This window comes from Subtercola sp. Z020, assembly GCF_002931235.1.
Classification (GTDB): Bacteria; Actinomycetota; Actinomycetes; order Actinomycetales; family Microbacteriaceae; genus Subtercola.
The window spans coordinates 17,593-37,805 of sequence record NZ_PSTT01000099.1 but is presented as its reverse complement, the minus strand read 5'-3'; the positions used below and the strand labels follow the sequence as shown (position 1 = coordinate 37,805).

The following is a 20,213-nucleotide window of genomic DNA, read 5'->3' as shown; positions in this document are numbered from 1 at the left end:
GATTCTGCTATGACAGAGAGCGTAAGGGTTGGGGGGGGCGGGCCGGCGGATGTCAGTGGGTGAAGACGTCGTTCAGGGTCACCGTCGTGAGGCCGCGGTGGTGCCGGCCCCGGTGGGGGCCCCGGTGGTTCCGGGCGCGGTGGCGGCGCTGGTGGCATTGGTGGCGGCCCCGGCTGGGGCCGCGTTGGTGGCGTTGGGGTCCGTGGTGGTGCCGGACGCGGTGGTGGTGGTGGTGGCCCCGGTGGGAGGAGTAGTGGCGCCGGCTTCGCTCTCGGCTGCGCCGGCGGGCTCCAGACGCACGCGCAGCACGGGCCTTGCACGGTCGGCCGGGCCGGTCAGCGGCAGGTCTTCGAGCTGGGAAAGCAGCGGAAGCGCCTCGACGTGGGTGTCGTAGCCGTGCTCGGCTGCTCCGATCGCGAAGCTCTCGACCCAGGCTCCGAGCGACAGCACCACGTCACGGAAGCTGGGGTCGCCGGCGGGCAGAGTGCGGCTCGGAACGACGCACACCTCGACCATCGGCCCGGCGAGGGATGGCGGGGAAGCGATCGGCGCCGCTGCGGGTGCGGAAGCGGCCGGTGCCGCGTCGGCGTCGGCGTGGGCGTCGGCTTCAGATACAGCGTCGGCCAGGGCGGCCGGCGCAACGATGTGCGGCGACCACGGCTGGGTGTTGTGCGGCGAGGGTGAGCGGCCGGCGAGCGTGATCAGCTGCTCGAGCAACGCCGTGGTGGGGAGCGCGGTGGTGGGCTGCGCGGTGGTGGGGTGCGCACTCTCGAACTGCGCAGCAGCGGGCTGCGCAGCCCTTGCGGACGGGGACCCGGGCGTGGGCGCAGACGTCGGATGGGTCACAGCTGGTCTCCCTCGGAGTTGGGTCGGGCATCCGGTGCGGCGCCCGGCCGTTCGGGTTCGCGGTCTCGGGCGGCGGTGGGCCGGGCATCCGGAGCCGCATCGAACCCGACGGGACGGCGGTAGAAGGTGTAGCCGTGCAGCGGGCGCCCGCCGAAGCGCCGGAACTGCGCCGTCGACGCCGGATTGTCGCGCCCGACGTAGGTGCTGCGGAGGCGTCGGTATCCGCCCGCGGCGAGGTTCGCCTGCAGCTGGCGGCTCAGCAGGCTCAGGATGCCCTGCCCCTGCCGCGCCGGATCGGTGCCCTGGATCACGAGAACCGCCTCCTCCCGGTAGAGAACCCGCGTCAGCAGCAGCTGCACCTGGCGAAGGGGGGTCAGGCGGCCCCCGATGCGTTGCAGAAAGCGGGTGATGTCGGGCAGAACCAGTACGAATGCCACGGCTCGTTCGGTCGCCGTGTCGCGGGCCAGCAGCAGCAGCTGTTCATCGAGCAGGAAGGCGAGGCCGTCGGTCGCGGCATCCATCTCGGCCGGGGTGATCGCGGTGTAGTACGGAAGCTGCTCGAAGGAGGCGTTCAGCAGGGTGAGCAGCTCGGGGATCAGCCGTTTCGTGTCGCGCTTCGAGCCGTGCTCGAGGGTGAGGCCGGCCGCCCGCCACTCTGAGGGCTCGGGCGCGATCGCGCCACCGGCAGCCGCGCCCGCGCCCTCGGCTGCGGCTGTACCTGCGTCCGGCCCGCCGACGTCGACCACCCACGTGTCGGCCTCGCCCCAGCGCTCGAAGCCTTCCGCCTCGTAGACGATCGGCACCAGGTGGTCGTTCCACGCGGAATCGACGAACCCGCGCTCGTCGAACCCCGAGGTGATGACGCCGCCCGCCTGGTTCGGCAGGAGGGTGACGGGGCCGAAGAGCGCGTCGGCGCCCGCCGCCCGCCCCCGCCGTTCGAGTTCGCCGAAGAGAGCGGACGCCGCCTCGCCGTCGCGGAACTCCGTCGCCCCGAACAGCTGCAACCTCTCGCCGAGCTTCGCGTCGAGCCGGCGGTCGGTGTGCGCGGTGGTGCGGCCGACGACGGCTCCGTCGGTGTCGCGGGCGAGCAGCAGGTCGATGGGCTCTGGATGCGGGCTCCGCCCGGTGAACCACGAACGGATGCTCGCCTCGAGCAGCGGCACGGCGAGCTCCCGCGGCTTCAGCCGCAGCGGAAGCTCGACGAACTCCCGCAGGCCGCGGCGGTCGACCACCCGCTCGACCCGCACGCTCACGGTGCGCCTCCGCCCGCGCCGCCCGGCCCCGGCTGTTCGGTCGCGGACGCTGCCCCCGGCGGCTCGTCCGCGGCCGCGGCCCCCGTCGTCTCGGCGTGCGCCCCGGCCGCCGCGGTCGCTCCGGTCGCCCCGGGCTGCTCACCGGGCGCCAGGTGCAGGCGGATGTAGCCGCCCGTGCCGTTCCGGGTGCCGCGGGTGATCCACTGCATGAGAGTTCTGTGCGCGGGAAGCCTGGCGAACGACAGCAGATCGTCGCGGGAGGCGAAGAACGCGAGGGTGCCGAGCGTGAAGGGCGGCTCCCAGTACACCGTGTGCCACACGTATCCGCGGAGCGTCTGCATGCGCGCGACCATCGGGTACCACGTGCGCGACAGCTGCACGAGTGCCCGCGGCCCGCGATACTTCGTGGCACCCACGAACATCGCCCGGGCATCCGTCACCGATGCTGCCGTGGGCGCCGTCGAGAGCCCGGAGGTTGCCGGGATGTGGCCACCTTTCCGGTCACTCTCCGGGTTTCGATCGCGTGCGGGCGGGGTGCCGGCGGGCCGGGTGCGGGCGGGTGGCATCGCGACGCGCGGCCCACTGGCGCCCCGCGCGGCCTCGGTCGAGGTCGGGGTGAACGTGGGGATGTGCGCCATCGTGTTGTCCTCGGCCCGCCACACTCCGTTGCTGTAGCCGGCCGGGTCGGCGAGCAGCAGCTGGGTTGCGAGGGCGTCGCCCGACGAGTCGAGCTGGTTCCGGTAGGCGGCGGCCCGATCTGCCGTGTCGAAGAACGCGATGAGCCCGGGGGTTCCGGAGCGCCGGTACGCCCGGTGCCACACGTAGCCGGGCATCCCGCGCACCGAACGCATGTCGCGACCGATGCGGCGGGCACGGGGGGCTGATGCGCACGACCGACTTCTCCCGGGCGCCGAAGCAGGGCCGCGCCGAGGCGCTCGTCATCGCCGAGTTCGGTCGAGCATCCACCCGCCGCCGCGCCGCGGTCGCCCGCATCCACCAGGTACACGTTCTTGATCTTCGACGAGCCCCCGGCCCCCTGCGCGAAGACGCCCGTGCCGTGGTCGTGGATCTCGATCCGCACGTCGGAGGCGGTCGGATCTTCTTCGAGCGACTGCGCGATGTCCCGAGAGACACTGGCGAGGTGGTGCAGCACCCCGGCCGCCGAGGCCGCCCGCAGCTCCTCCCGGGCATCCGGAGCCAGCGACGCATCGGCGCGCAACTGCAGGTGAATGACCGGCCGCTGCTCGAGCCCGCCGATGTCGAGCAGGCTCAGCTTGAACGACTCGATGTGCGAGGCGTGCGGGTTGTCGAGGTAGAGCCCGTTCTCGACGTCGAGCGGGTAGATGTTGGCGCCCATGTAGGAGATCGTGGAATCTTTTCGCCCGAAGAGCAGCACGAACGGCAGCTTCATGCGCTGCGACGAGAACGCCCGCTCGAACGCCAGCGCGAGCCGCGGGAAGCGGGCGACGTGTGCCTCCATCTCGGGGAACGTCACGATCGCCGCCTCATCGCCGATGTTGTAGCGCACCTTCGGGCTCATGATCGCGGTCGAGTTCAGGGTCACGAGCAGCTCGCCGTCTGCTGTCGTCTCGAGGTAGGTCTCGAGCGGGTTGTACTGGAAGATCATCGGCGTGCGGTCTTCATTCGGCCCCAGTACGGCCGAACGCAGTTCGGGGTTCGCCCCGAGGCTGCGCCGCAGCCACACCGACAGGTCGCTCTCGCCGGCCATGCCGATGGTGAGGTCGGAGGCGCCGTACCCCGAGTAGACCCGCGCGAATCGTTGCTCGATGTAGTCGCGGAGGCCCTCGGTCAGGGCCTCGCCGCCGACGAACCCGTTCAGTTCGTACGCATCCCAGTCGAAACCCTCCGCGTCGAGCCGGTCGCGCAGGTGCTTCAGGAAGGGTGGGTAGGCGCTGATCAGGTAGGTGTATCGCGGCCCGAAGTGGGCGAGGGTGTCGACGATCTTGTCGATGTCGGGGCCCGTGTTCTTGACCATGGCGACCTTCGACATCGCGAGGCCGGTGTTCGTTCCGGTCGCCCAGGCCCCCATCGAGAAGGCGTTGATGCAGAAGAGGCGGCGGCTGCCGAACAGCAGGGTGATGTAGCCCGCGACGTTCTTGTGCACGGTGTCGAGCTCGTGTTTCGACCTCATCCAGTTGTAGGGGATTCCGCTCGAACCACTCGATTCGTCGACGACCGTTCCGACGGTGACGATCTCGCCGTTCCAGCAGCGATCCTCTTCGGAGAAGCGGTCGACGTACTCCTTCTTCGAGGTCGGCTGGTACGACGAGAGGTTCCACCAGTCGAAGACGAAGTCGTGCTCGTCGAGGTAGCGCCGGTAGGCGGGAACGTCGAGGTAGGCCTGCTGGCAGATGGCCCAGGCGTTCCAGCGCGCGAACCGTTCGAAGGAGGGGTGGTAGTGCCGGGCGGTGAACCGCCAGAGCACGGGATGCAGCCGGTAGACCCCGTAGAACGCCGTAACGACGGCGGTCGCGATGCGCAGGGCCGCCTGCCGGGCGAGCCGCGCAGGGCCGGTGTACGACGGGCGCGACGAACGTGAACCCTGCACCTGCGAGGTGGGCCTGGACAAGCGTTCTCCTCCCGGGAATGCCGCATCGATCATCCCCGGCAGCAGTCTAATGGCAGCCTCCGACACCGACCTGAGAAAGATTCAGATGCAGTGTCGGGGGTGCGCACTACTCTGGAAACAGTGAGATCCCCGGCACGACGAGCACCCAGGAGAGAACAATGCAGTTGAACGGAGTCGGCGTCGGTCGCGCGGTCGCAGTCGGTCCGACGCTCCGGATGCCTGAGCCACTGGCCGAGCCCCTCGACGAGATCGCGACCGAGCCAGCGGGCGACGCCTTCACGCGGGTCGAGGCCGCGCTCGCCGCCGTCTCGGCCGATCTCGAGGCACGCGGCGAACGCGCCGGCGGAGCAGCCCAAGACGTGTTGCAGGCCCAGGCCCTGATGGCCGCAGACCCGACGATCGTCGACGACATCCAGGCGAAGCTCGGCGACGGCAGAACCGCCGATCGCGCGGTGTTCGAGGCCTATGCGGGCTTCCGCGACCTGCTCGTGCAGATGGGCGGCTACATGGCCGAGCGCGCAACCGATCTCGACGATGTGTCGCGCCGCGTGATCGCGCACCTCCGCGGGGTGCCCGCGCCCGGCGTGCCCGAATCCGACACCCCGTTCGTCCTCGTCGCCCACGACCTGGCGCCCGCCGACACCGCCCTGCTCGACCTCGAGAAGGTCATCGGGCTGATCACCCGCGAGGGCGGCCCGACCTCGCACACCGCGATCCTCGCGCGTTCGAAGTCGATCCCCGCGATCGTCGGGGTGCAGGGCGCCGAGAACCTGGCAGACGGTACGCTGGTGATTCTGGATGCCGGGGCCGGCACTGTCGACACGTCACCCTCCGACGACGACCTCGCCGACGCCCGGCAGCGCATCGCCGAGCGGTCGGCGCTCGCGTCGGCTCCGCTCACGCCCGGAGCGCTCGCCGACGGAACCGTCGTGCCGCTGCTCGCCAACCTCGGCTCCGCCGACGGTGCGGCGGAGGCGCTCGCCCTCGGCGCGGAGGGTGTGGGCCTGTTCCGCACCGAGTTCCTCTTCCTCGACGCGGCCGCGGCGCCGACCGTCGACGAACAGGTCGTGCAGTATGAGCGGATGCTGCGGGCCTTCGTCGGCAAGAAGGTCGTCGTTCGGGTGCTCGACGCCGGCGCCGACAAGCCGCTGAGCTTTCTGAACGATGCGCACGAAGAGAACCCGGCACTCGGTCTCCGCGGTATCCGTGCACTGCAGGCGAGCGAGCAGATCCTGATCGACCAGCTCACCGCACTCGCGCGGGCCGAGCAGGCCGTGAACGGGTCGGGCACCCGCGCTGCCGCTGGTGCCGGAGCTGCCGCTGGTACGGGTTCGGGCTCGGGTTCGGGTGGGCGTCACGCCGAGCGCGTCGACCTCTGGGTCATGGCCCCGATGATCGCCGACGCCGACGAGGCGGAGTACTTCACCACGCTCGCCCAAGAGCTCGGCATCCAGGTGGCCGGCGTCATGGCCGAGGTTCCGTCGTCTGCCCTGGTCGCCGACCAGATCTTCGAGTTCGCCGACTTCGTCAGCATCGGTACCAACGACCTCACCCAGTACACCCTGGCCGCCGACCGCCTGCTCGGTTCCGTCGCCCACCTGCAAGATCCGTGGCATCCGGCCGTGCTCCGCCTCATCGCGATGCTCGGCCGCGCCGGGAGAGACGCGGGCAAGCCGGTCGGAGTCTGCGGCGAGGCCGCGGCCGACCCTCTGCTGGCCGTGGTGCTCGTCGGGCTCGGCATCACGACGCTCTCGATGACGCCTGCCGCGATCGCCGATGTGCGCGCAGAACTGGCCCGGCACACGGCGCCCGAAGCCGAGGCGCTCGCTCGCGCCGCTCTCAAAGCGACGTCGGCCGCGGGTGCGCGAACGGCCGTCTCGCGGCTGGCCGCGGCCAACGCCGTGGGCTGACAGACGGGGCGGGTACCCTGTCAGAATGTCTGCACCACGGCCCCGTCGACTCTCGCCGAAGGTGTACCGGCGACGCAGGGCGCTCGCACTGCTGGTGCTCGTCGTTGTCGTCGTGGCGGTGCTGCTGGTCATCCTGAAGCCGTGGTCACCGGGGGCCTCGGCGACGCCCGGCGCTGCGCAGAACGGTGCCTCAGGTACCCCGGTCAGCGGCACGGCGTCGTCCGGAGCCCCGGCGTCGGGCGGCTCCGCATCCACCCCGCCGGTGTCGACCGCACCCAGCGGCGCCGCGTCCACCGGCGCCGCGTCGACCGATGCCGCGACCGACGGCACAGCAGCCTGCGCGGCCGGCAACATCACCGTGACCGCCATCACCGACGCGAACACATACCCGAGCGGCGCGAATCCCGAGCTCTCGTTCAGCATCGTGAACACGGGCTCTTCGCCCTGCACCATCAACGCCGGCACGTCGAAGCAGGTCTACACGATCTCGAGTGGGTCGGAGACGTACTGGGTCTCGACCGATTGCCAGACCGGCGCCTCCGACACCCCCGCGATGCTCGCGCCTGGCGTGGCCGTGACTTCCACCCCGTTCCCGTGGAACCGCGTCCGCTCGTCGCCCTCGACGTGCGCAGGCTCGCAGACAGCGGTGCCGGCCGGCGGCGCGTCGTACCACCTGCAGGTCTCCGTCGACGGGATCGCGTCGACCGACACGGCGCAGTTCCTTCTGAACTGAACGCTCTGCCAGGGGCTCTCGGACGGGAAGATTCGGGAGGTCTTGTCAATTCCCGGCCGAGGAGCCGCCTCATCCCGTCTGGCGCGTCACCCTCTAGGAAAAAGTGACGTCACCAGACGCAGGACAAACGCATCTGGGTTCTAGGCAACCGCAGATTCGGGGCCGCAGTTTCGGGCTGCAGATCGAATGTACCCTCAAGCGAATGCGCCGAAACAGCCCCAATAGAAGGGGGTTCCCACAGCCCGGATGACGAAGATCCGCGTAAGTGGTAAGAATATGTCGAGGGATCTGCGGCAATTCGGGTTGCGCAATCTCTCTGGGTGGGGAAAGACCGGTCATTGTTTGCTAGGAACAGATGGCGACTGGTACCCGCTGCGGCACGGCCCCGTGCACTCTCCGGGGCCGTGCCGCTCCGACCCCCGCGCGGCCGGGTTGTTCACCTCGGCGGGTTAGCATCGCACTATGCCGCACGCGCTCGACGTCACTCTGACGACAGGAATCGCGCGCGGTGTGCGGGAGCGCGGAGTCGAGTCGTGGCGCGGGCTGCCGTACGCGGCAGCACCCACCGGGCCACTGAGGTTCCGGGCGCCGCAACCGCCGCAGTCGTGGAGCGGGGTGCGCGATGCGGGCCGGTTCGGGCCGGTGGCCCCGCAGTCCAGGGAGGGCCGCTTCATCGGCGCCCGGAAGAACACCCCGATGGGCGAGAACTGCCTCAGCCTGAATGTGGTGCGGCCGGCCGGTACGGGTGCCGACGGGCATCCGGCAGCCCTGCTCCCCGTGATGGTGTTCATCCACGGCGGGGCCTACATCGTCGGGTCGTCAGCCGAGGTGCCGCAGAACGGTGACACTCTCGTTCGGCAGGGGAACGTGGTCTACGTCAGCATCAACTACCGGCTCGGGGCGCTCGGCTTTCTCGATTTCACGGAGTTCTCGACGCCCGAACGACCGATCGAGAACAACCTGGGGCTCAAGGACTGCGTTGCGGCGCTCGAGTGGGTGGCGGCCAACATCCGTGCGTTCGGAGGCGATCCCGACCGCGTCACCCTCTTCGGCGAGTCAGCTGGCGCGAATGCTGTGACGACGCTCATGACGGTGCCAGCGGCATCCGGACTCTTCGCCCGGGCCATCGCCCAGAGCTCGCCGACGAACGCGGTGTACCCGCCGTCGCAGACCCGGCTCTGGGCGGCGCAGTTCGTCGAGCTGCTGAGCGCGCGCGTGGCGCCCGACAGCGTCGAGAACACCAGCGCCGAAGACGCGGGGGAGTTGCTGGTGACCGCCGACTGGCGCGAGCTGGTGCGGGCGACGGATGCTCTGCAGCTCGATGCGCCCGACACCGACCCGGGAACCATCGCCCTGTGCCCCGTCATCGACGGCGACTTTCTGCCCGAGCGGCCGCTGGATGCGTTCAAGGCCGGCCGGGCGCATCCGGTGCCCCTCATCATCGGCACGAACGACCGGGAGGGCTCGCTGTTCAGCGGGCGTCTCGACATTCTCGCCACGACGCCCAAACGCATTCGGGCGATCTTCGCGAAGACGAAGAAGAAGGCGCGGAAGGCGATCAAGGCGGAGTACCCCGGGCTGCCTGCGCGGCGCGCGGCGGCGGATTTCGGGGGCGACTACGCGTTCTGGTACCCGACGGTGAAGGTCGCGGAGCGGCATGCGCGGTTCGCACCCGTCTACTTCTACCGGTTCGACATCGCCCCGCGCCTGGTGCGGCTGGCCGGCTTCGACGCGACCCACGGACTCGAACTCTTCGCGCTGTTCGACCGCATGGGCGGGGCCTTCGGCCGCACGATGACGGTGCTCGGCGGGCGGCGCACGTTCCTCGCGGCGGGCGCACGGATGCGGGCGCACTGGGTGCACTTCGCGTACGCGGGTGAGCCGGCGGCGCCCGGTGTTTCTGCGGCGCCCGGTGTTTCTGCGGTGCCCGGCGCGTCTGGCGCATCAGCGGGGGTGGCGGCGGCGCCCTCCTCGCTGGTGAGGAACCTCGTCGCCTGGCCCCGCTACGACGAGGAGACGCGGCAGACGCTCATCATCGACGCCGTCGACCGCATCGAGAGCGACCCCCGCGCCTCGCGCCGCACCGCCTGGCAGGCTTTCGTTCCGCACGTCTGAGCCGGCGCCGGTTACCCGCGCGGCAACTCGATCTGCGCCGCCCGCGCCTCAGCCCGCCGGCTCGAACGCCTTCGCGAAGGCCTGGCGGATTCCGGTCTGGCCGGGGCCGAGAATGCGGGTGAAGCCGAGGCGGCGCGCCTCGGTCGCACGGAGGTCGCTCGATGTCACGGGCCGCACCTCGCCCGCAAGGCTGATCTCGCCGAATGCCACGAAGTTGTGGGGCAGCGCCCTGTCGTTGTTGGCGGAGGCGATGGCGAGGGCGATCGCGAGGTCGGCGGAGGGCTCCGTCAGCTTCACCCCGCCGACCGTCGACACGTACACGTCCTTGTCGGAGAGTTTCACGTTCAGCCGCCGTTCGAGCACGGCGAGCAGCATCGAGACGCGGGACGCATCCACCCCGTTCGTCACCCGCCTCGGGTTCGGTGCCGTCGTCGAGACGACGAGCGCCTGTACCTCGACCGGCAGGGCGCGACGACCCTCGAGCGCGACCGTGACGCAGGTGCCGCTCACGGCTTCGGAACCGCGGCTGAGGAACAGCCCACTCGGGTCGGGCACCTCGCGGATGCCCTCGCCCGTCATCTCGAAGCACCCGACCTCGTCGGTCGGCCCGAACCGGTTCTTCAGCGTGCGCACGAAGCGCAGCGCAGTCTGCCTGTCGCCCTCGAACTGGCAGACGACGTCGACCAGGTGCTCGAGCACGCGCGGACCGGCGATGGAGCCGTCTTTCGTGACGTGCCCGACGAGCAGCACGGGGAGCGACCGCTCCTTGGCGACCCGGATCAACGCAGACGCGACCGCCCGCACCTGGGTCGGCCCGCCGGCAGCGCCCTCGATCTGCGAACTGCTCACCGTCTGCACGGAGTCGACGATCACGAGGTGCGGCATCACCGCGTCGATCTGCCCGAGGATCGTCGCCAGGTCGGTCTCGGCCGCGAGCATCAGGGTGGGGGAGAGGGATCGGGTGCGCTCAGCACGCATCTTGATCTGCCCGACGGACTCCTCGGCGCTGACATAGAGCACCCGTAGGTGCTCCTGCGCGGCCCGGGCAGCGACCTCAAGTAGCAGCGTGGATTTGCCCACCCCGGGCTCGCCTGAGAGGAGGATGGCGACGCCCGGCACGAGGCCCCCGCCCAGCACACGATCGAATTCAGTGATGCCGGTGGCCCAGTGCATGGCCGCGTCGGTCTCGATCTCGGTGATGGGGCGCGCGATGCTCGCCTCGTCGACACTGACCGCGCGAACCTGCCCCTGCAGCCCGGTCGACTCGGCGGCGGACACCACCGTGCCCCACGCCTGGCACTCGCCGCAGCGCCCGGCCCAGCGCGGGGTCTTCCACCCGCACTCGGTGCACTTGAAGTTGCTGAGCGGTTTAGTCGGCATGCCTCCACCCTAGGCGGGGCCACCGACACCGCTCCGCGCCCCCGCGCATCCGTGGAGAACCGCGAGATCTCGACCCCTGTGGAGGAGGGGCCGACCCCCGCTTCAGCCCAAAGAAGAACCCCGGGAGCATTCTCGAAGTGGCCGGCCCGGGGGAACCATTATTATAACCCGCAGGGGACCTTAGCGCCACTCACGTTGGCCGAAGCCGAAAGAAGCCGTTGCTCTCAGACGTCGACATCACCCTTCCCATACTCGGCCGCGATCGCCTCGCCCGGTTCATCGACGAGGCCGGTGACGTGGCAGAAGGTGTGGCGCTCTACTCTCGCAACGCCGAGCTCGCGAGCGCGCTCTTTCGGGACGTCGGCGTGATCGAAGTTGCTCTGCGCAACGCGATGAGCCGCCAGCTGGATGCGGTGTTCGGGCCGAGATGGTTTGCGACGAGACAAGAACCAATGACGAAATCCTGTGGAAACCATGCTTGGCCGCAGCATTCCCGAACAGCAGCAGCATCCGCACGCAGGTGCTCCGAACGGCCAACGAGGTGCGGTACCTGCGCAACCGGGTCGTGCATCACGAGCCCGTGCTGTGGGGCATCCCGCTCCCAGATCAGCGAGACAAGGCGACGGGAGCCTGGCGGCGGCTCTCGGTGCAGGATGCCCACCGATCGGTGGTGAGACTGGCCGGCTTCATCGACGCAGACTTCGCGCACTGGCTCTGCACACAGAGCGGGGTGCCCGGGCTGCTCGGCGAGCATCCGGAGCTCTGACGAGCAGCACAAGGCGGCGCCCCGCCGCAGTGACGGAGCAGGGCGTGACAGGAGGAGGAGCGCGCCGGGTCAGGCCTCGGGGTCGCGGGGGCCGGGGTCGCGCTTGCCCTGCGAAGCCAGGGTGGCGGAGCGCTCGGCGAGGCGACGGCGCACCTCGGCCTGGGCGTCTTCGATCACCTGCGGGTCGAGGGGCGGGTTCACGGTGTTCGAGGTGCCGTGGTACTTCTCGATGTAGGCGTCGAGTTCGGGGCCGGACTCCCACGAGGTGATCAGGCAGTAGCGCGGCTCGGGGCCGACCTGCCAGACGGCGTGCCAGAACCGCTGCGTGTCGACGATGACCTGCGCGCCGGCGGGCAGCGGGATGCGCACCTCGGTCTCGGGGTCGAAACGGTCTTCGCGCAGGATCAGTACGGAGGAGGGGTCGTCGGAGAGGTTGAAGAAGGCCCGCACGATCCACCCGGTGCCGTCGGGGTTGAGGCGGTTGTTGTCGTCCTGGTGCAGGTTGTAGATGGCGTTCGTGTAGTCGTTCGGCTGGAGCTCGATCACGCGGCAGCGGCCGATGTTGGTGCCGGGCTCCTCCGCGCGCGCCTTCAGAATGGGCGCGAGGTCGGCGTTCGCCTTCACCCAGACGCCGTCTTTGTCGGTGCGGGGAGGCGTGTGGTTCCAGAAGCCGTTGCACTCCATGTCGCCGAATGCGCTGGCCAGCGGCGCGAAACGGGTCACTCCCGACGACTTCCAGTCGACGTACTCGAGGTCGAGCCACTCCTTCGGATCAGCGGCCTGGTCGTACCGATCGAGCACGACGTAACCTTTTTCCGCGAAAGCAGGGGAGGTGATGAAGCTCATGGGGGTGAAGGTGCCCTTCTTCTCGAAATCACACGTCGGCGACCACACGCGCGAGCGTGCCGTCACCTGATCGGGTAAGGCGAGCCTAACACTCGGGGCCTCGTGCGCCCGGGCGAATCCGCCTCGTCACGGCAGCGGCATCACGAACGCGCGCGCCGGTACACCTCGGTTTCGGCGACGGTGTGGCGCTGGCCACCCGACAGCACGATGTCGTCGCCCTCGACGCTGAGCTGGGTGGCGTACGCCCGCAGGGCAGCGAACTTCGCCGGTCGCCGGTCGCCGAGCGGCACGACGACATCGTCGGATTCGAGAGCGGCGTCGCCCTCCCAGGCCGAGACGACGGTGACGAGCGGGATGCCCGTGAGCGCCGACACTCGGGCGGCAGCGTCATGCATCCGCACGTGATCGGGATGCCCGTACCCCCCGGTTTCGTCGTACGAGACGAGGAGGCGCGGTTCGACATCCGCCACCACTGTTCGGATGTCATCGACCACTTCATCGAGCGGCGCCAGGCTCAGGGCATCGAACGGAGCGTCATCTGCGGCGACGGCGGTGCCAAGAGGCCCCCACTGCATGCCCGAATCGGAATACGTTCGCGGCGGGAGCCCGGCTGCACGCGCTCCGTGGGCGGCGGCGGAGGCCCCCGCACCGAGAAAACGGTGATCGTCGACACCCAGTGCGCGCATCGCCGCAGCGAGCTCGGCGACGCGCACGGGAGCGAGGCCGGGTGTGCCCTCGAGGTGGGCGAGGGGGCCGGGCACGACCTCGCCGCGCTCCCCGCGGGTGCCGGTGACGAGCACCACGCGGAACCCCTCGGCGGCGAGCGTCGCCATCAGGCCGCCCGTCGCCAGGGTCTCGTCGTCGGGGTGGGCATGCAGGAACAGCACGGCGGCGGCCGGGTGGCCTTCGAGTTCGGTGAACAGCATCCACCCAGCGTATTGCGGGCCCCTGCGCTACACCGCGCTCGACGCCGCCCAGAGGTTGATGCCGCCGTCGATCGCGTGCTCGTCGATCGCGTCGAGCTCGGCGCTGGTGAAGGCCAGGTTCTGGGTCGACGCGAGGTTGTCTTCGAGCTGCTTCACGCTCGATGCGCCGATCAGCACCGAGGTGACGCGCTCGTCGCGGAGAGCCCAGCTGAGCGCGAGCTGCGCGAGGGTCTGCCCGCGGCCCGACGCGATCTCGTTCAGAGCGGTGATGTGCGAGAGGGCCTCGTCGCTCACGAACGACGACTTCATCGACCCCTCACGGGCTGCGCGCGAATCGGAGGGGATGCCGTTCAGGTACCGATCGGTGAGCATGCCCTGGGCCAGCGGCGAGAACGCGATGCAGCCGACGCCGAGGTCGCCGAGGGTGTCGAGCAGGCCGTCTTCGATCCACCGGTTCAGCATGGAATACGACGGCTGGTGGATGAGCAGGGGAGTCCCCAGGTCGCCCAGGATGCGCGCGGCCTCGACGGTGCGCTCGGGCGAGTACGACGAGATGCCCGCATAGAGGGCCCGGCCCGAGGTGACGGCCGTGTGCAGCGCGCCCATCGTCTCTTCGAGCGGAGTGTCGGGGTCGGCGCGGTGCGAGTAGAAGATGTCGACGTAGTCGAGCCCCATGCGCTCGAGCGACTGGTCGAGCGAGGCGAGCAGGTATTTGCGCGAACCGTAGTTGCCGTAGGGGCCCGGCCACATGTCGTAGCCGGCCTTCGACGAGATGACGAGTTCGTCTCGGTACGGCACGAAGTCTTCGGCGAAGATGCGCCCGAAGTTCGTCTCGGCGCTGCCGTAGGGCGGGCCGTAGTTGTTGGCGAGGTCGAAGTGCGTCACCCCGAGGTCGAAGGCCCGACGGAGGATCGCCCGCTGGCTCTCCGTCGTCGTCGTGTCGCCGAAGTTCTGCCAGAGCCCGAGCGAGACGGCGGGCAGGAGCAGCCCGCTTCGCCCCGTGCGTCGGTAGGGGAGGAGGTCGTCGTATCTGTTTTCTGCAGCAATGAAGGTCACGGAATCGATACTGCCATGCACCGCCGACACTCGGGCCTACGCTGGAGACATGGCATCCCGAACCCAGGTCGACGTCAGCCGCGTCTACACCGAGAAAGGCGACACGTACGCCCGCGTCAACACCATCGGCACGACCGGCGTGCGGCCCTTCGTGCTCGTGCCGGGCATCGGCGTCTCGTCGACCTACTTCGAGCGGCTCGCGCCGAACCTCAACGAGTTCGGCCCGGTGCACGCGCTCGACCTGCCCGGGTTCGGGGGCGTTCCGCACCCCGACCAGGCGATGACGATCCGCCTGTACGCCGACCTCGTCGGCAAGGTGATCGACGACCTCGAGCTGACCGACCCCATCATCGTGGGGCACTCGATGGGCACCCAGATCGTCAGCGACCTCGTCTCCCGGCGGCCCGAAATCTCGACCGCGGTCCTGATCGGGCCGGTGGTCAACCCGCGCGAACGGTGGGTGGCCCGCGCTGCCCTGCGGTTTCTGCAGGCCGCCTGGCACGAGCCGTTCAAGGTCAAGTTCCTGGCGGTCAGCGCCTATCTTCTCTGCGGCTTCAAATGGTTCTCGCGCATTCTGCCCGAGATGATGCAGTATCCGATCGAGAAGGCGCTGCCGGGCATCCAGGCCCACACGCTTGTCATCAGGGGCCAGTACGACGCGGTCGCGCCGAGGAAATGGGTGGAGCAGGTCGGCCGGTTACTGCCCAACTCGCGTCTCTGGGAGATGCCCGGCGCTGCCCACTCCGTGATGCACGCGCATGCCGAGGAGGTCGCGCTGCTCTGCGTCGAGCACGCCCAGCAGGCGACCAGTGGCACGCCTCTCAGGGACAGCAACAGCCTGCGCGTCTACGACACCGCTGCGGACGACATTCCCGACACGGCTCCCGCGGTGTCGATTCCGGATGCCGTTGCCGCCGTCAAGGGCAGGCTGACCGAAGCGGTCGGTGTCGCCCGCGGTGACGACGACCTCATCGCGGAGGGCAAGACCGAGCACGCCGAGGCGATGGAGCGCTCCGGCGACGCATCGCGGGTGGCGGCCTCGGAGCGCGAGCGCGCGGGCGCCGAGGCGCGGGCCGCGGCTGCGCGTCGCGGCGAACCCGGGGCCGGCTGACCCCAGCGCCATCTGCGTTCCGTCACCCACCCCGTCACCCACCCCCGGCGGCCGATTGGCGCACCGCCGTGGGGTGCCGTAAAGTATCCCCCGGTACCGTGTCCGAGCGGCCGAAGGTGCAACTCTCGAAAAGTTGTGTGCTTGAAAGAGCACCGTGGGTTCAAATCCCACCGGTACCGCCAACGAAAAGCCCCAGACCCTCGCATCGGCGTGGGTCTGGGGCTTTTCGCGTCAGAGGCCCATGATCAGCCGGTGGGCCGGCTTCTCGATGTACCGGTGGAGAAGCCACGCGGCTCCGAGCGCGAGTGCGAGCGCCCCCAGGGCGAGTGCGGAGGCATCGCCCGAATCGATCTGCGGGTGTCCTCCTGGCCAGGGCGATGAGAGTGCGGCGATGACCAGCAGGTGGATGAGGTAGAAGGCGAACGAGAGCGTTCCGAGCCGCACCATCAGCTCTGAGGAGAGGGGAGTCGGAACGGCTTCGAGGTCTGCACGCGCGAGCGCTGCAATGAGAAGGCTGTACCCGACGATGGTGACGCCGGCGGCCCACGGCGGGTTGTCTGCCAGTGAGGCGATGCTGTAGCCGGTCAGGGCGAGAGGTGCCGCAACGATCAGCCGGGGTCCGCGCCACTTTCCGTGACGCACGAGCAGTGCCACGACGATACCGATGACGAATTCCGGGAGCCGCATCACGGGTGAGCTGTACGCCGAGAGCTCGTCGGGCGCGAGCTGGGCGAGGGGCGGGGCCGACCAGACCAGGGCCAGCATCAGCGCACCGAGCGTGCACAGCCGCCGGGTCGTCATCGGTCTGGTCGCCCAGACGAGTACGGGGAACAGGAGATAGAAGAATGCTTCGCACACGAGGGTCCAGCTCACCGGGTTGCCGGCCTGCCACCACCCCGGTGACCAGCTGCTGACGAGGAAGATGTTCGCGATGATGGAGACCGGGCTCGATGACCGGATTCCGGGGACCACCGTCGCCGACACCAGGAGTGCCACGAAGACGACGACGAGGTGAAGCGGCCAGATCCGCGCAAACCGGCGCCGCCAGAAGACGAGAGGCTGGGTGCCCGCGCGGTGAGTCCAGGTGAGCACGAACCCGGAGAGGATGAAGAACAGGGACACCCCTGTTCCGCCGGCTCCGAACAGGGCAGAAACGACGCCCTGGCCCGAGCCGAAGTACTCGACCGCGACGATGTGGAACCCGAAGACCACGAAGGCTGCGACCCACCGCAGACCGGTCAGCGATCTCAGTACGGGGGTCGAGAGAGCGAGGTCACCGGCGGGCATCGGCCCACCCTAGGCTCAGCCCCTGATGGAACAGTGCGGCTTTCACCGGTGCACGCGCACAGCCCCGGCGTCGGTTGCTGAGAGAACGCGAAGATTCGCGTCGGCGCAGGGCCTGCATCCGCCCAGCCGACCCCGGATAGCATCGCCTCAGAGACGAACGCATCAGACGGTTGGGGTTCACACGTTCATGACTTCACACGATCGTGCGCAGGCGATCGAGGCGACCAAGGCACGCCAGGCGACCAAGGCACGCCAGGCGATCGAGGCACTCGATGAGCCGACGCTGCACGTGTTCCAGGCCGTCTCCGCACTGCGGCGCGTCCTGATCCGGGATGTACCGCTCCTGTTCGGCGAGCAGAGCAGGTATCTGCAGCGGGCCATTCAGGCAGGCGTGGTCTCGTCGAACGGCTCGTACCTCCAGCCGGCCGATCCGCAGACCGGAGTGGCCGCTCTGCAGATCCTGGCCGAGCCCGACAGGCGCGCTCTGCATCTTCGACTGGCACGGCTGAGCGTCAACGAGTACGACTCCGGCAGGCAACGCGACCTCGGAACGCCCGCCGGCCAGGACATCGAACTCGCCATCAGCCTGGAGCGCATCGCCACGCGTGCCGAGCAGCTCGGCCATGTCGATGTGGCGATCGAGTTCTGGGGGCGCGCGGCCCGGAGGAGTGTGCACGGCACAGCCGAGCGCCACGATCGCGAGCTGAGGCTGGCCGCCCAGGAGCACACGAACGGCCACTTCCAGCGCGCCGTCGAGATTCTCGAAGCGCTGACGTGGAGCGACCTCAGCAGCGACCAGGCCGAACGCGCGATCGATCTGGTCACCTCGGCGACCTACAAGACAGCCGGTCTCGCTGCGGCACGACTGCGCGCCGAGCAGCACCGCGAATCGCTGCCCCCCAGCCATCCCCATCGCGAGATGCTCGATATCTACCTGGCCGGGCTGGGCGAGAACTTCAGCGAGGTGGCCGAGCAGCTGGAGGCGGCCCTGCCCGTGCTCCGATCGGGTCACTACTCGGCCGCCTTCCGTCACGCGATCATCAACAAGCTGCTCTACGCCAAGGTCAACACCGGCGATGGTCTCGACAGAGAGCTTCTGGATGAGCTCGAACACCTGCAGAACGACCTGGCCGAGCTGCTTCTGGAAGACACCGTCGAGGCGAAAGTCGCGGTGTACGCCTACACGGTGGATGACATCGCCTCGAGCCGCAGCGCGATCGCGTCGATGCTCGTCAAATGCGAAGTCTCCGGCGACACGGGTTTTCGGCAGAGCCTGCTTGTGCACGCGGCCCACGTGGACATCTCGACGGGGAAGTTCACCTCGGCCGATGAGCGGCTGAAGCAGAGCGCCTCTCTGAGCCCGCGATCGTCAGCAGCGCCGGCCACGGTGCGGGCCAGCGGTCTTCTGGCCCTCGAACTCGGCCGGTACGACGAGGTCACCCAGATCATCGGACGGGTACCGGATGTCGGGGTCGCACCCCTCGGGCACCTCACCCGGGCGGCGCTCCGCGGCATCCTGCTCTCGCGCAGCGGAGATGCGCCGGCTGCGATACGGCACCTCGAAGACGCTCTGCGCACAGCGGAGGGCCTCGGTATCAGGGAACCAGGTCGCCGCCTCTGGCTCGATGTCGATCTCGCGCGCGCCCACCTCCAGAACGGAGACGTCGACAGGGCGCAGTCCGTCGCGACGTCGCTCCGCGGCATCGCGGACCGCACCGGCAGGGCGCTGCCCCGCCTGCAGGCGCGCCGCGTCGAGGCCTGGCTCGAGGCGGAGGGAGGATCGCCCCGTTCCCTGGTGGCGGGCACGCTGGCGCTCGTCGCGGCGGCCGAGACGATGGAGTGGGTGCCGGAACGTGCTCGGCTCATCACCGAAGCGCTTCGAATGCTCCGCGACATCCCGCTCGACAACGCGCAGCGTTCGAGAATCGCTCACACGGCGCGGGGCGCCCTGGCCGTTCTCGAGGACGGCGTCGCCCGCCGGGAGCTCTCCACGGAACTGTCGCGGTGGGAACGGTCGAAGCTCTCGGCCCTGACACCGAGCGAGCGTCGTGTCGCCGAACTCATCGCCCAGGGCCTGACGAACAGACTGGCGGGTGAGGCCCTCCATCTCAGCCCGCGGACCATCGAGTCGCATCTGCGGAACGCCTTCATCAAACTGGGTGTCTCGAACCGCACCCAGCTCATCGCGCAGTTCTACCCGCTGACCGACACCCGGGCTGCGTGAATCCGGGCTGCGTTAACCCGGGCTGAGTGAACCCGGCTGCGTGAACCGCCGGTCGAGGCCAGCGCCGGGCGGCTCAGTCGCGCAGGGCCCGCGTGCTCTCCCTCGCCACCAGCGTCACCCCGAAGAGCTGGCTCTGCTGCTCGAAGGGGGGAGCCTCCCTGTCGCTGTTCTCGCCGATCGCATGGATCACCGCCTGCATCGCCGTGCGACCCAGCACGGTGAAGTCCTGCCTGACCGTGGTGAGCGGCGGCGAGAAGTAGGCGGCCTCGGGGATGTCGTCGAAACCCACGACGCTCAGGTGTTCGGGCACGGTGAGCCCGGCGTGGTTGTAGGCCCGGATCAGGCCGAGCGCCATCTGGTCGTTCGCGACGAAGACGGCTGTGGCGCGCCCCTCCTCGGCGAGTTGCGCGCCGTGGGCGTACCCGCTCGCGGGCGTCCAGTCGCCGATCATCGGTTCGCGGCTGACGAGCCCGTGGGCCGCGAGGCCGCCGAACCAGCCGCGCGTGCGTTCAGCCGCGTCCATCGATTCACGCGGCCCGGCGATGATGCGGATGTCGCGGTGGCCGAGGCCGGCGAGGTGGTTCACCGCGGCTCGCGCCCCGCCGTACTGGTCGAGCGTCACCCGGTGCGGTGACCCCCTGTCTTCAGACGAGACGGCCACGACGGGCACTCCGAGGTTGACGCCCGCGATCCCCTCGACCGCCTGGCGCTGCTGCACGATGAGCACGATCGCCTCGACGTTCTGGCGAACCAGGAGCTCGGCGGCGCTCTGCACGTGGGCCGTGTCGGCTTCGAGGAGTGCGGCGGTGATCACCGCATACCGGGCATCCCGGGCCGCCTCGTTGAAGTGAAGGGCGGTGGATGAGGGGCCGAAGTCGGTCGTACCGGTCGTGATGAGACCGAGGGTGCGCGACCGGCGGGTGACCATCGCCCGGGCAGCCGGCGAGGGCACGTAGCGCAGCTGCCGGATGGCGTTCTCGACCCGCTGCCGGGTGGCCGGCCGAACGTTCGGCAGGTCGTTCAGAACGCGGGAGACCGTCTGGTGCGATACCCCGGCCAGGCGTGCGACATCGAAGATCGTCGTGGCCCGCGGCCTCTCGTCTTGCGTCACGGTGCTCTCTCATCGACGTGCCGGGTGCACGTGTCTTTGTATTATGTCGGTCGCCGCCT

Annotated in this window: 17 protein-coding genes and 1 tRNA gene; 7 read left to right on the top strand and 11 right to left on the bottom strand. The window is 69.5% G+C overall.

Translation table 11 applies throughout. From position 1 onward, the window contains the following. Positions 1-78: 78 nt before the first annotated feature. Genes C5B96_RS12835 through C5B96_RS12820 form a run of 4 tightly spaced genes read right to left on the bottom strand, consistent with a single transcriptional unit; the run spans position 79 to position 4,689 of the window. A complete protein-coding gene (locus C5B96_RS12835) occupies positions 79-846 on the bottom strand; it encodes a nitroreductase family protein (protein ID WP_104245756.1) in 768 nt (255 codons plus the stop codon). After that, complete coding sequence (locus C5B96_RS12830) at positions 843-2,099, bottom strand: hypothetical protein (protein ID WP_199176650.1); 1,257 nt, start codon at positions 2,097-2,099, stop codon at positions 843-845. Before C5B96_RS12830 ends, C5B96_RS12835 begins: the two co-directional genes overlap by 4 nt. After that, positions 2,096-2,539: a DUF4188 domain-containing protein gene (locus C5B96_RS12825; RefSeq protein WP_146078173.1), complete on the bottom strand. Its 444-nt coding sequence runs from the start codon at positions 2,537-2,539 to the stop codon at positions 2,096-2,098. Before C5B96_RS12825 ends, C5B96_RS12830 begins: the two co-directional genes overlap by 4 nt. Next, positions 2,536-4,689, bottom strand: a complete 2,154-nt coding sequence (locus C5B96_RS12820) for a phenylacetate--CoA ligase family protein (RefSeq protein WP_199176649.1) — start codon at positions 4,687-4,689, stop codon at positions 2,536-2,538. Before C5B96_RS12820 ends, C5B96_RS12825 begins: the two co-directional genes overlap by 4 nt. A 158-nt stretch (positions 4,690-4,847) precedes the next feature. Between C5B96_RS12820 and C5B96_RS12815 the strand changes: the two genes are divergently transcribed. The 3 genes from C5B96_RS12815 (at position 4,848) to C5B96_RS12805 (ending at position 9,447) form a co-directional block, all read left to right on the top strand. After that, positions 4,848-6,599 (top strand): phosphoenolpyruvate--protein phosphotransferase, encoded by a 1,752-nt coding sequence (locus C5B96_RS12815; protein WP_104245754.1) that lies wholly within the window; start codon positions 4,848-4,850, stop codon positions 6,597-6,599. A gap of 25 nt (positions 6,600-6,624) precedes the next feature. Further along, the gene (locus C5B96_RS12810) at positions 6,625-7,332 is read left to right on the top strand and encodes a hypothetical protein (protein ID WP_104245753.1); all 708 of its coding nucleotides are present in this window, start codon (positions 6,625-6,627) and stop codon (positions 7,330-7,332) included. Positions 7,333-7,794: 462 nt separating this feature from the next. Then, positions 7,795-9,447: a carboxylesterase/lipase family protein gene (locus C5B96_RS12805; RefSeq protein ID WP_104245752.1), complete on the top strand. Its 1,653-nt coding sequence runs from the start codon at positions 7,795-7,797 to the stop codon at positions 9,445-9,447. A 48-nt stretch (positions 9,448-9,495) separates the two neighbouring features. Here C5B96_RS12805 and radA read toward each other — a convergent pair whose 3' ends face one another. Beyond that, positions 9,496-10,827, bottom strand: coding sequence for a DNA repair protein RadA (gene radA, locus C5B96_RS12800; protein ID WP_104245751.1), 1,332 nt, complete (start codon positions 10,825-10,827; stop codon positions 9,496-9,498). A gap of 224 nt (positions 10,828-11,051) precedes the next feature. Beyond that, the gene (locus tag C5B96_RS17175) at positions 11,052-11,303 is read right to left on the bottom strand and encodes a hypothetical protein (protein ID WP_146078172.1); all 252 of its coding nucleotides are present in this window, start codon (positions 11,301-11,303) and stop codon (positions 11,052-11,054) included. A 2-nt stretch (positions 11,304-11,305) separates the two neighbouring features. On the opposite strand from C5B96_RS17175, the gene C5B96_RS12795 reads away from it, so the two are divergent. Then, positions 11,306-11,593 carry a hypothetical protein gene (locus C5B96_RS12795; protein WP_104245750.1) on the top strand — a complete coding sequence of 96 codons (288 nt, stop codon included), beginning with the start codon at positions 11,306-11,308 and terminating at the stop codon, positions 11,591-11,593. Positions 11,594-11,662: 69 nt separating this feature from the next. On the opposite strand, the gene C5B96_RS12790 is transcribed toward C5B96_RS12795, so the two are convergent. From C5B96_RS12790 to mgrA, 3 genes are all read right to left on the bottom strand, one after another. After that, positions 11,663-12,439: a hypothetical protein gene (locus C5B96_RS12790; RefSeq protein ID WP_104245749.1), complete on the bottom strand. Its 777-nt coding sequence runs from the start codon at positions 12,437-12,439 to the stop codon at positions 11,663-11,665. A 140-nt stretch (positions 12,440-12,579) separates the two neighbouring features. Then, positions 12,580-13,365, bottom strand: a complete 786-nt coding sequence (locus C5B96_RS12785) for a PIG-L family deacetylase (protein WP_104245748.1) — start codon at positions 13,363-13,365, stop codon at positions 12,580-12,582. Positions 13,366-13,392: 27 nt separating this feature from the next. Beyond that, complete coding sequence (mgrA, locus tag C5B96_RS12780) at positions 13,393-14,421, bottom strand: L-glyceraldehyde 3-phosphate reductase (RefSeq protein ID WP_104245758.1); 1,029 nt, start codon at positions 14,419-14,421, stop codon at positions 13,393-13,395. A 49-nt stretch (positions 14,422-14,470) separates the two neighbouring features. On the opposite strand from mgrA, the gene C5B96_RS12775 reads away from it, so the two are divergent. Both C5B96_RS12775 and C5B96_RS12770 read left to right on the top strand, forming a co-directional pair. Next, a complete protein-coding gene (locus C5B96_RS12775) occupies positions 14,471-15,532 on the top strand; it encodes an alpha/beta fold hydrolase (protein WP_104245747.1) in 1,062 nt (353 codons plus the stop codon). Between the two features lie 92 nt (positions 15,533-15,624). Continuing rightward, positions 15,625-15,714, top strand: a tRNA-Ser gene (locus C5B96_RS12770). A gap of 49 nt (positions 15,715-15,763) precedes the next feature. On the opposite strand, the gene C5B96_RS12765 is transcribed toward C5B96_RS12770, so the two are convergent. Beyond that, positions 15,764-16,819, bottom strand: a complete 1,056-nt coding sequence (locus C5B96_RS12765) for an acyltransferase (RefSeq protein ID WP_104245746.1) — start codon at positions 16,817-16,819, stop codon at positions 15,764-15,766. 187 nt (positions 16,820-17,006) lie between these two features. Between C5B96_RS12765 and C5B96_RS12760 the strand changes: the two genes are divergently transcribed. After that, positions 17,007-19,043 (top strand): LuxR C-terminal-related transcriptional regulator, encoded by a 2,037-nt coding sequence (locus tag C5B96_RS12760; protein WP_158507183.1) that lies wholly within the window; start codon positions 17,007-17,009, stop codon positions 19,041-19,043. Between the two features lie 73 nt (positions 19,044-19,116). On the opposite strand, the gene C5B96_RS12755 is transcribed toward C5B96_RS12760, so the two are convergent. Next, the gene (locus C5B96_RS12755) at positions 19,117-20,154 is read right to left on the bottom strand and encodes a LacI family DNA-binding transcriptional regulator (RefSeq protein ID WP_104245744.1); all 1,038 of its coding nucleotides are present in this window, start codon (positions 20,152-20,154) and stop codon (positions 19,117-19,119) included. Positions 20,155-20,213 lie beyond the last annotated feature (59 nt).